Annotated in this window: 13 protein-coding genes and 1 tRNA gene; 7 read left to right on the plus strand and 7 right to left on the minus strand. The window is 67.6% G+C overall.

The genetic code is table 11. The features are described from left to right. Positions 1-40: 40 nt before the first annotated feature. Together GGQ93_RS15385 and GGQ93_RS15390 are read right to left on the minus strand one after the other, a co-directional pair. Complete coding sequence (locus GGQ93_RS15385) at positions 41-307, minus strand: hypothetical protein (RefSeq protein WP_054765130.1); 267 nt, start codon at positions 305-307, stop codon at positions 41-43. Positions 308-383: 76 nt separating this feature from the next. Further along, positions 384-1,475, minus strand: a complete 1,092-nt coding sequence (locus GGQ93_RS15390) for a CaiB/BaiF CoA transferase family protein (RefSeq protein ID WP_183218222.1) — start codon at positions 1,473-1,475, stop codon at positions 384-386. Between the two features lie 89 nt (positions 1,476-1,564). Here GGQ93_RS15390 and GGQ93_RS15395 point away from each other — a divergent pair. Together GGQ93_RS15395 and GGQ93_RS15400 are read left to right on the plus strand one after the other, a co-directional pair. Continuing rightward, positions 1,565-1,641, plus strand: a tRNA-Lys gene (locus GGQ93_RS15395). Between the two features lie 83 nt (positions 1,642-1,724). Beyond that, on the plus strand, positions 1,725-2,267 hold the full coding sequence (locus GGQ93_RS15400) for a hypothetical protein (RefSeq protein WP_183218224.1): 543 nt from the start codon (positions 1,725-1,727) through the stop codon (positions 2,265-2,267). A 4-nt stretch (positions 2,268-2,271) separates the two neighbouring features. Here the strand turns inward: GGQ93_RS15400 and tgt are convergent, their stop codons facing one another. From tgt to GGQ93_RS15420, 4 genes are all read right to left on the minus strand, one after another. Next, complete coding sequence (tgt, locus tag GGQ93_RS15405) at positions 2,272-3,387, minus strand: tRNA guanosine(34) transglycosylase Tgt (RefSeq protein WP_183218226.1); 1,116 nt, start codon at positions 3,385-3,387, stop codon at positions 2,272-2,274. Beyond that, positions 3,388-3,873 carry a hypothetical protein gene (locus GGQ93_RS15410; protein WP_152949813.1) on the minus strand — a complete coding sequence of 162 codons (486 nt, stop codon included), beginning with the start codon at positions 3,871-3,873 and terminating at the stop codon, positions 3,388-3,390. Positions 3,874-3,984: 111 nt separating this feature from the next. After that, on the minus strand, positions 3,985-5,070 hold the full coding sequence (gene queA / locus GGQ93_RS15415; RefSeq protein ID WP_183218228.1) for a tRNA preQ1(34) S-adenosylmethionine ribosyltransferase-isomerase QueA: 1,086 nt from the start codon (positions 5,068-5,070) through the stop codon (positions 3,985-3,987). Between the two features lie 50 nt (positions 5,071-5,120). Continuing rightward, positions 5,121-5,480, minus strand: a complete 360-nt coding sequence (locus tag GGQ93_RS15420) for a hypothetical protein (RefSeq protein WP_183218230.1) — start codon at positions 5,478-5,480, stop codon at positions 5,121-5,123. 114 nt (positions 5,481-5,594) lie between these two features. Here GGQ93_RS15420 and GGQ93_RS15425 point away from each other — a divergent pair, with 114 nt between their 5' ends. From GGQ93_RS15425 to GGQ93_RS15445, 5 genes are all read left to right on the plus strand, one after another. Next, positions 5,595-6,050, plus strand: coding sequence for a hypothetical protein (locus tag GGQ93_RS15425; protein WP_183218232.1), 456 nt, complete (start codon positions 5,595-5,597; stop codon positions 6,048-6,050). A gap of 44 nt (positions 6,051-6,094) precedes the next feature. Then, a complete protein-coding gene (locus GGQ93_RS15430; protein ID WP_183218234.1) occupies positions 6,095-6,565 on the plus strand; it encodes a hypothetical protein in 471 nt (156 codons plus the stop codon). Between the two features lie 39 nt (positions 6,566-6,604). Then, entirely contained in the window at positions 6,605-8,278 is a 1,674-nt protein-coding gene (locus GGQ93_RS15435; RefSeq protein ID WP_183218236.1) for a lysine--tRNA ligase, read from the plus strand. Between the two features lie 60 nt (positions 8,279-8,338). Continuing rightward, a complete protein-coding gene (locus tag GGQ93_RS15440) occupies positions 8,339-8,716 on the plus strand; it encodes a hypothetical protein (protein WP_054765196.1) in 378 nt (125 codons plus the stop codon). Between the two features lie 87 nt (positions 8,717-8,803). Then, the gene (locus GGQ93_RS15445) at positions 8,804-9,274 is read left to right on the plus strand and encodes an SH3 domain-containing protein (RefSeq protein ID WP_054765197.1); all 471 of its coding nucleotides are present in this window, start codon (positions 8,804-8,806) and stop codon (positions 9,272-9,274) included. A 127-nt stretch (positions 9,275-9,401) separates the two neighbouring features. Here the strand turns inward: GGQ93_RS15445 and GGQ93_RS15450 are convergent, their stop codons facing one another. Beyond that, positions 9,402-10,037: a S24 family peptidase gene (locus GGQ93_RS15450; RefSeq protein ID WP_183218238.1), complete on the minus strand. Its 636-nt coding sequence runs from the start codon at positions 10,035-10,037 to the stop codon at positions 9,402-9,404. Positions 10,038-10,260 lie beyond the last annotated feature (223 nt).

Below are 10,260 nucleotides of genomic sequence, written 5' to 3' on the forward strand. Positions count from 1 at the left end.
TTAGCCCCTATCCGACCGCAGGAGGGAGGGACAAGGCCCGTCAGTAGAACAGGGTTTCGCTTTCGGGCTGAACCGACTGTTCCGAGGTCCGCTCTTGCGGCGGCGGCGGGGTCTCCTCAGGCGGCGTGGGCGCGGGATCGGTCACTTCAGGGGCGACGACTGGCTCGCCGGCGGCCTCGTCGGTCTCGGCGGGTTGTTCAACGGGGGGCTGGTAGCCGTCTTCGGGCCGAGACTGGCGATCCTCACAGCCCGCCAATGCGGACGCGGCCAGCGCTGTCGCGGCCAGAATGAAGATCGAGCGTCTCATGAAAAGCGGTTCCCCTGGGTTGGTTCTGCAACGTCTGTCGCGCGGCTCCGTTCCATAGCGCCGAAAACGCCTTCGGTCATCTGGGTTCGCAGCCCCCCCAGCGCAGCATGGCCGCGTCGAGCGGAAGGGGCGGCGGATTTGCGACCGTAGAGGGCTGGTCGTCGAAGCGGGGCGCCGGGGCCGGGGCGCCGTCTTCGAATGTCCCACGGGCTTGATTGTGCGGATGAGCCGGCGCCTCGCCCAGGCTCAGCACGGGGGTGACGCAGGCCTCCGTCCCCGCGAAATGCTCCGCCCAGTCGTCACGGTTCCGGGCGGCGAACAGGGCGGCGAAGCGAAGATGGAGATCCGGCCATGCGAAGGTGTCGTACTGAGGCGCTTCGGCGGGGTCGATCCCCAGACCCGAGAGCAGGGCGAGATAGAAGCGGGGCTCCAGCGCCGCGACCGCCACATAGCCGCCGTCCCGGCAGATGTAACACCGATAGAAGGGCGCGCCGCCGTCCAGAAGGTTGGAGCCGCGGCGGTCGTTCCACAAGCCCTGGGCGCGCAGGGCGTGGAACAGGCCGCCCAGCAGGGCGGTCCCGTCCGTCATGGCGGCGTCCACGACGCGTCCGCGCCCGGTGGTTCGGACCTCCAGCAGGGCCGCCAGAACGCCGACGACCAGCATCATCGCCCCGCCGCCGTAGTCGCCGACCAGATTCAAGGGCGGCGTCGGCGGTCGGTCCGGCGACCCCATGGCGTGAAGCAGACCGGTCAGTCCGATGTAGTTCAGATCGTGTCCGACGGCCTGGGCCAAGGGGCCGCTCTGTCCCCAGCCCGTGATCCGCCCGAATACGAGGGCAGGGTTTCGGCCCAGCAGATCGGCCGGACCATAGCCCAGACGTTCCATGACGCCGGGACGGAAACCCTCGATCACGGCGTCGGCGGACTCGACCAGGCTCAGAACCCCGCGCCGGTCCGACGCAGACTTCAGATCCACCGGCACGGCGGCCCGATTGCGGTGAAGGACGGCGCCGCCCACCTCGGAAAAGACGGCCGGGCCCGCCGCATCCGAGCGGGTGAGGCGCAGCACCTCGGCCCCCATGTCGGCCAGCATCATGCCCGCGAAGGTGACGGGCCCCAGTCCGTCGAATTCGAGGATGCGAAGTCCGTTCAGCGGTTTCATATGCATTGAGTAGCAGACCCGGTCTTGACCGGAAGGGCGGATTGCAACAGAAGGCGCCCTTCGACGGTTTGGGCCAGGCTCGAACGTCGCGCGGTGCGTCCTTAGCTCAGTTGGTTAGAGCATCTGACTTTTAATCAGAGGGTCCTCGGTTCGAGCCCGAGAGGACGTACCATTCTCCCCCTTGGGGGTTGAAGCCGGGCGGTGGTCGGCCCCTTTTGGCTTCTATCGAGACGACCTCCATGGTCTAAGACGGCCATGAAGTCTTTTCCTCTGCTCCTCGTCGCAGCTGTTGTCCTGGCCGGCTGCAACGCCGGTCGTTCCGCCATGAGCGGGGCCGAGCAGGTGGGCGCGGGCCTGGGAGACGCGGTCACCGCGCCGCTGGAGGACTTCAATCTGCGCCGCCAGCTGATTCCGACGGTCCTCTTGCAGGCCGAGGCCAATCCTTATGATCTGCGCAATCTGAACCAGTGCACCACCATCGGCGCCGAGGTGGCGCGGCTGGACGAGGCGCTCGGGCCCGACACGGACGAGCCGCCGCGCCAGGACGGTTCCTATCGCAGCGAACAGGCGGCCGATGCGGCGGCCAAGGCGACGCTGGACGCCATTCGCGGCACGACGACGGACTTCATTCCCGGCCGCAGCTGGGTGCGGCGCCTGAGCGGGGCGGAACAGCACAGCCGCCATGTGCAGTCGGCCATACAGGCGGGGCGGATGCGGCGCGCCTTTCTGAAGGGGATCGGCATGCAGAGGAACTGCGCCCCGCCGGCGGCGCCGAGCTGGTTCCGCCCGAGGCGGTAGGGCCTCAACCGTTCGACACGTGCCGCGCGTGGAAGTCGCGGCGGAAGGCTTCGAAGCGGCCTTCGGCGATGGCGGCGCGCATGGCGGCGGTCAGAGCCTGGTAGAAGGCGATATTGTGCCAGCTGAGCAGGACCTTGCCGAGGATTTCGTCGGCGCGGATCAGGTGGTGCAGATAGGCCTTCGAATAGGCGGAGGAGGCGGGACAGGGGATGGTGGGGTCCAGCGGATCCTGATCCTCGGCGAAGCGGGCGTTCTTCAGGTTCAACGGGCCGTCCCAGGTCCAGGCCTGGCCGTGGCGGCCGGCGCGGGTGGGCAGGACGCAGTCGAACATGTCGACGCCGCGCCAGACCGCCTCGACCAGATCGACCGGCTTGCCGACCCCCATCAGATAGCGCGGCCGGTCGGCGGGCAGCATTTCGGGCGCATAGTCCAAGACCTCGCACATGGCCTGGTGGCCTTCGCCGACGGCGAGACCGCCGATGGCGTAGCCGTCGAAGCCGATCTCCTGAAGCTGTTCGGACGACTGGCGGCGCAGATCCTCAAAGGTCGAGCCCTGCTGGATGCCGAACAGGGCCTGGTTTTCCCGCTCGCCGAACCGGGCCTTGGAGCGGGCGCCCCAGCGGATCGACAGCTCCATGGCCTTTCGCGCCGCGTCCTTCTCGGCCGGATAGGCGACGCACTGGTCCAACTGCATCGAAATGTCGGCGCCGATACGGTCGGACTGGATCTCGATCGAGCGTTCGGGGGTCAGGACGTGTTTGGAGCCGTCGATGTGGGAGGAGAAGGTTACGGCCTCCTCCTTGACCTTCGATATGCCGGCCAGGGACATGACCTGGAAACCGCCGCTGTCGGTCAGGATCGGCCTGTCCCAACCCATGAATCTGTGGAGGCCGCCCAGACGTTCCATCCGCTCCGGGCCGGGGCGCAGCATCAGGTGATAGGTGTTGCCCAGGATGATGTCGGCGCCGGTCGCCTTGACCTGGTCCACCGTCAGGGCCTTGACCGTGGCGGCGGTGCCCACCGGCATGAAGGCTGGGGTGCGGATCTCGCCGCGGGCGGTTTTCAGCACGCCGGTGCGCGCGCGGCCTTCGACGGCCGCAATGTCAAAAGGAAAGGGCATTCAGGCGATCAGTCGTTCAAGCTGTTCGACGCGCGCCAGATCCTTGGGACGGCCGAAAAGGCGGTACAGGGCGATGTGGTCCCGGATGTCGGGGACGAACAGGGGGGTGTCGTCGATAAACACCGGCCGGCGCGACCCGAACTGGACGTCCGCCCAGTCGCCGCCGTCACGCACCTCCAGCCCGGCCATGACCTCGATCAGGATCGACTGATCATGGGCGCGGCCGAAGACGGCGGAGCGGAACAGACCCTCGCCGGGGTCGGGCACGATCTGGCCGCCCAAGGCGGCAAGCAGGGCGCGGGCGTCGCGCGGGGCGCACAGGACGTCGATGTCCGGCACATGGATGTCGGTCAGGCCGTAAAGCGCCATCGCCGCCCCGCCGAAAATCCACCAGGGCTGGTCCAGGTCGCGCGCGGCCTCTCCGACGGCGATCAGGCCGTCGCGGAGCTCTTGCGGCAGATCAAGCTCGGCGTCGTCAGGCGTCACGGAAGTCTCTTTCGTCAGAGGACGGCATTTAAGGGTTCGCGCGCCGGAAGGCCACAGGACAAGCGGTTCGATCCGCCTCAGCAGAAGGTTCGCGCCGGCGGCGTGGGGTTTTCAGGCCCGGAACAGCAAGGAGCCGTCGCCGTAGGAGTAGAAGCGGTAGCCGGTGTCGACGGCGTGGGCGTAGGCGGCCTTCATCGTCTCCGGACCGGCGAAGGCGCTGACCAGCATGAAGAGGGTCGATTTGGGCAGGTGGAAGTTGGTCATCAGCACGTCCACGGCGCGGAAACGGTAGCCGGGGGTGATGAAGATGGCGGTGTCGCCGTGGAAGGGGCGGATCTCGCCGGTCTCGGTCGTGGCGGATTCCAGCAGGCGCAGCGAAGTGGTGCCGACGCAGACGATGCGGCCGCCGGCGGCGTGGACGGCGTTCAGGGCGGCGGCGGTCTCGGGCGAGACCTCGCCCCATTCGCTGTGCATCCGGTGTTCAGCGACGTCCTCGACCTTGACCGGCAGGAAGGTGCCGGCGCCGACGTGCAGGGTGACGGCGTGGGTCGAGACGCCCCGGGCGCGGATCGCGTCGAGCAAGGCGGGCGTGAAGTGCAGGCCCGCCGTAGGGGCGGCGACCGAGCCGTCGTGTTCGGCGAAGACGGTCTGATAGTCCGAGCGGTCGCGGTCGTCCTCGGGCCGTTTGGCGGCGATATAGGGGGGCAGGGGCATGACCCCGACGGCGCGGATCGCGTCGTCCAGGGCCGGGCCGGACAGGTCGAACTTCAGGGTGATCAGGCCGTCGTCGCCCTTGGCCGTGACCGTGGCGTCGAGACGGCCCAGGTCACAGGCGGCGTCGGCTCCCTGTCCGAAGCGAATGCGGTCGCCCGGCTTGATCCGCTTGCCGGGCTTCATGAAGGCGGACCAGACGTCGGGGGCGTCGCGATGGTGAAGCGTGGCCTCGACGGCGACGGTCAGGGTCTCTCCCTCGGGGCCGGGACGGGTGCGGACGCCGGACAGGCGGGCGGGGATGACGCGGGTGTCGTTGAAGACCAGGGCGTCGCCCGGCTGAAGAAAGTCGGGCAGGTCGCGGATGATCCGGTCGTCCAGGGCGCCGTCCTTCACCACCAGCAGGCGGGCGGAATCGCGTGGATCGGCGGGCCGCAGGGCGATGCGGTCCTCGGGCAGGTCGAAGTCGAAATCGGCGGTCTTCATCAGGCGGCGCACAGGCCATGGGGGCGGACAGGGGTCAACCCCCGGAACCGTCAGCCCGCGGCGGCCCGCGAACGCTTCGGCGGCCGCGCGGTCTGGAACAGTTGCTGACCGGAGTCCGTCAAAACCCAACGATAGCTCGTTTCGCCGAAGGCTGGAGCGATCCAGCCCGAACCGCCGCTTGAGAAGACGCTGTTCATGGCCTGATAGATGGGCGCACGATCCTCGTGGCGGATGACCCCCATCTCGCCTCGTCCGCGCAGGACGTGGTCGGCGACCGTCTGACGGTGAGCTTGCCCGCCCAATTCCCATAGAGCCAAGACGATCTCCACGACGACGGGGTCCGTCGCCCGCAGCCGTTCGATGCGCGCGCCCGAACGCCTCGCCTTCAGATTGATCAGTTTCGCGCCCATTTTATCCCCCGAGAAAACGTGGGGCGGGCAATGGCGCAATTATTTGGTCACGCGCTAGAGTTGGGTTTCTCAAAATGAGATGACTTCACCTCTTGGCTGAAGCACCATGTCCGCATGTTATCTGAAGGCGCATGGGAAAGGCTGCGACTGGCGGCCGGGGTCGATTACGTCCTCAGATTCATGTTGCTGTACAAGGAGGTCGCCGGGGGCGATCCCGTTACGGCCTTGGTCTTCGTCTCCGCCGCCCAAGGTTGCGCCCAGCATGTTCGAAACATGCACAGGCATGTTGCGCTGATGGGCTCTGAATTTCTGCCCGACGATCTCCGTCGCCCGGTCAGTCTGTCAGCCCTAGCGCGGTCCTTGAACATGTCCGTCGAGACGACGCGCCGACATGTTGAAAAACTTTGCGTCCTCGGTCTGGCCAGCCGGACGGAGGACGGCGGCGTCATGGTCGACACCCGCCACCTCAACCGGCCCGAGGTTCGCGATGCGGTGGCGTCGCATTCCCAGCATCTGGAGGTTTTCCTGAACCAGCTGGAACGCCTTCCGATCACGAGAGTCAGGCGCTGAAGCATCGGGTGTGAACCCGAACACCGGCTTCGAGTTAAGGGGAGATGCAGCTTACAGCCTTCCTCCCGTCCGTCCTCATCGGCGCCGTCGCCAGCGCTAGGTCCATGACGCCCATGGCGGCCATCGTCGGCGCGCGGCTGGCGCATCGGAAGACGCCGGGGCGGCTGGTCGTGCTGGATCACCCGCTGTTCAGGTTCGGCGGCCTGGCCATGGGCGCAGGCGAGCTGTTCGGCGACAAGATGAAGTCGGCGCCGGACCGGACGGTCTTCCTGGGCCTGCTGGCGCGGGTGATGAGCGCGGGGATCGCGGGCTCGGCCCTGGCGCCGCGCGGGCGCGAGAAGCTCGGCGCGGCGCTTGCGGTGGGGACGGCGGTTCCGCTGGCCTATCTGGGGCTGGCCGGGCGGAAAAAGGCGATGGCGCGGATCGGGCAGACGAAGAGCGGTCTGATCGAGGATGCCCTCATCGTGGCGGCCGGGGCGGCGGTGGTGGCGATGGCGACCGGCCGACGTCGTTGAGCCGTTGACCCGGGGGGCGGGACAAGTCAAACCGCCGCCATGCTTCAGAACCTCGAAACTCTCGCCCGCGAGGCCAAGTCCTGGCCGTTCGAACAAGCCCGTAATCTGCTGGCCCATGTGCTGAAGAAACGGCTGGGCGAAAGCGAGCGGGCCGAGGCGCGGGCGCTGATCGACGCGGGCAAGGCCGACGAGGCCCTGGCGAAGTTCGAGGCCCTGCAGAAGCCGGTGCTGCTGGAGACCGGATACGGGCCCTCGGGCCTGCCGCACATGGGCACCTTCGGCGAGGTGGCGCGGACCACCATGGTGCGCAACGCCTTCCGCGCCCTGACCGGCGACCACTGGGCCACGCGGCTGGTGGCCTTTTCGGACGATATGGACGGCCTCAGGAAGGTGCCGGAAGGGGTGCCGAACCCGGAGATGCTGCGCGAGGACCTGAACCTGTCGCTGACGCGGGTGCGCGATCCGTTCGGCACGCACGACAGTTTCGGGGCGCACAATAATGCGCGGCTGCGGGCCTTCCTGGACTCGTTCGGCTTCGACTATGAGTTCATGAGCTCGACCGAGACCTACAGGTCCGGCGTGTTCGACGCGACGCTGCTGACCCTGCTGGAGCGGTTCGACGCGGTCATGGCCATCATGCTGCCGACCCTGGGCGAAGAGCGGCGGGCGACCTATTCGCCCTTCCTGCCGGTCAGCCCGATCACGGGCCATGTGCTGCAGGTCCCGACGCTTGAGCGGAACGTCGAAAAGGGGACCATCGTCTTCGACGACCCGGCGGGCGGGCGCACCGAGCTGCCGGTCACGGGCGGCCATGTGAAGCTGCAGTGGAAGCCGGACTGGGCCATGCGCTGGACCGCCCTGGACGTCGATTACGAAATGTCGGGCAAGGATTTGATCGAGAGCGTGCGCGAGAGCGGCAAGATCTGTCGCGCCCTGGGCGGCACGCCGCCGGAAGGCTTCAACTACGAGCTCTTCCTCGACATCGAGGGCAAGAAGATTTCGAAGTCGAAGGGCAACGGCCTGACGATGGAGGAATGGCTGCGCTACGGCACGCCCGAGAGCCTGAGCTGGTACATGTTCCAGTCGCCGAAGTCGGCCAAGAGCCTGCACTTCAACGTCATTCCGCGCGCCATCGACGACTATCTGGCCTTTATCGAAGCCTACAAGACCCAGGAGCCGGCCAAACGGATCGACAATGCGGTCTGGTCGATCCATGCGGGCAACCCGCCGACCCATACGTCGCCGGTGTCCTTCGCCCTGCTGCTGAACCTGGTGGGGGTGGCCAACGCCTCGACCAAGGACCAGCTGTGGGCCTATTTCGCCAAATATCTGCCCGAGGCCACGCCGGAGAACGAGCCGCTGCTGGACCGGCTGATGGACCATGCGCTGAACTATTACGAGGACTTCGTGAAGCCCTCGAAGTCGTACCGACTGCCGGACGACAAGGAGAAGGCGGCGCTGGAGGACCTGGCGGAGCGGCTGAAGGCCCTGCCGGCGGACACGACCGACGGCGAGCTGATCCAGAACGAGGTCTATGCAGCAGGCAAGGCGCATGAGTTCGAACCGCTCCGAGCCTGGTTTGGGGCGCTGTACGAAGTGTTGCTGGGCGCCAGCCAGGGGCCGCGTTTCGGCTCCTTCGCGGCCATCTACGGCCTACCGCAGACGATCGACCTGATCAAAAAGGGCGCGCGCGGCGAACTGGCGCAGGCTTGACGCAAGGTAATATTTCTTAACCGCGAAGGGCTTGTATGGCGACGTGGCCGGGGAGGCGACGTGCAGTACGAGATCGACGAACAGGCGCGGATCTTGTGGATGGACCTGGTTTCGGCCGGGTCCGCAGACAAGGTGCTGACGGCGACATTGGCGCTGATCAAGGCGCGGCCGGAGCTGTGCAGCTGGGACTGGATCGTCGAATGCCAGCCCCTGCCCGACGATGCGACGGTGGACCATCTGTCGAAACTGGCCCAGGCCTGGGGCGCACCGCCCACGGTCGAGGCGCTGACCGTTTTCGTCACTCAGGACCGGCTGCTGCACCTGTGGGCCCGGGTGATGGACTTCCAATTTCTGCGCCGCAAACACTTGGTCGAGCGCGACGTCGAGGCCGCGCGGCGGTTGATCGAACGCCGACGCGCCGAGCGTCCCTTAAGATGAACGGAAAATAACGGCGAAGCTCCGGGAGCCTTCAGGTTCAGCTCGGCATTCTCCCCTCATCGGCAAACCCGATGACAGGAGATGAATATGTCGAGCAAGTTTCTGAAGACGGGTCTGGCCACGGCTGCGGCTCTGGCCGCCCTAGTGACCGCAGCCCCCATGGCCGCCCAGGCCCAGGCCAACGGCGTGACCAACTGCGACGCCCCTGGCGGTCGCCAGCGCGCGGGCGCCCTGATCGGCGCAGTCGTCGGCGGGGTGGTCGGCTCGAACCTGGCGCGTAACGAGCGCACGGCCGGTACCATCGTCGGCGCCGGCGCCGGCGCGGCGGCCGGCTCCTATATCGGCTGCAACCAGCAGCGCGCCCGCGTCGCAGCCGAGGCCAACGCCAACACCTATCGCGCCGGAACCACTCTGCGGATCCGCAGCGGCCCCGGCACCGGCTTCCGCCAGTCGGGCAGCCTGGCGGCCGGCCAGCCCTTCACCGCCGTCGCTCGCCAGGGCGACTGGATCCAGATCGCCGGCGGCGGCTGGGTGAACGCCAACTATGTGACCCGCTGAGGTCGCGCCCGGAAAGACCGCGCCGGCGGGGTCGTTCTTGCCCCCGTCGATCCCGCCGGAACGGTCGCCAGGCTCGCGGTTCGCCGTTTGAGCCTCAGACCCCGTCCGGTTCGCCGGCCGGGGTTTTCTACTGGCTGACCCAGAGGATGCGGGCCATCCATTCGATCTCGCGCCGGGACACGACCCGCGGGGGATAGTCGGGATTGATCGAGGACAGGGTGGCGGTGCGGGCGTTGAGCGCCGTCAGCTCCTTGGCCACCACCTCGCCCGAGGTCAGACGCGCCACGACCCGGTCGCCGCGCCGCACGGCCGGGTCGCCCCGGTCGACGATGACCCGGTCGCCCTCGCGGTACAGGGGCGCCATCGAATCTCCGCTGATCCGCAGGCTGAAGGTGGTGGGATTGACCTGCGGCAGTTCGGTCTGGTCCCAGCCGTCGCCGGTCGGCAGGCCCGCCTCGTCGAAAAAGCCGTCCAGGCCCGCGCGGGCCAGGCCCAGCAGGGGCACGGTCGACGGGGCGGAGGGCGCGTCGTCGGCCAGGGCGGCGAAGTCGGCCAGGGATACGCCGGCCGCCTGAAGAACCAGGGTCAGGCTCTCGGTCGAGGGCCAGCGGGGGCGCGGCGGATCCCCGGCGCTGAACCGCTTGGACGGATTGAAACTGGTGGCGTCCAGCCCGGCCCGCCGCGCCAATCCCGACGGCGACAGGCCCTCGCGCCGCGCCAGGGCGTCAACGGCCTTCCAAAGTTTGGCGTGGGACAGGGGCATGGCGTTCCCGACAATGAGTCGGCCCAGCCTAGAGTGAGAGCTTAGGAATTTCTACCTAGCTGATGCTCGGTCGCCGCCTTTCGTTCCTGCCAGACCCAGAAGGTGCCGACGGTCAGGCAGATGATGATGAGTGACGTGACCCCCTGAAACTCCTCCAGGAATAGCTAGAGTCCGCCCCTCGAAAGGACGGACAGAATGAAGCGATCACGGTTCACGGAAGAGC

Origin of the sequence: Brevundimonas aurantiaca (assembly GCF_014199955.1) — a bacterium.
Lineage (GTDB): Bacteria > Pseudomonadota > Alphaproteobacteria > Caulobacterales > Caulobacteraceae > Brevundimonas > Brevundimonas aurantiaca.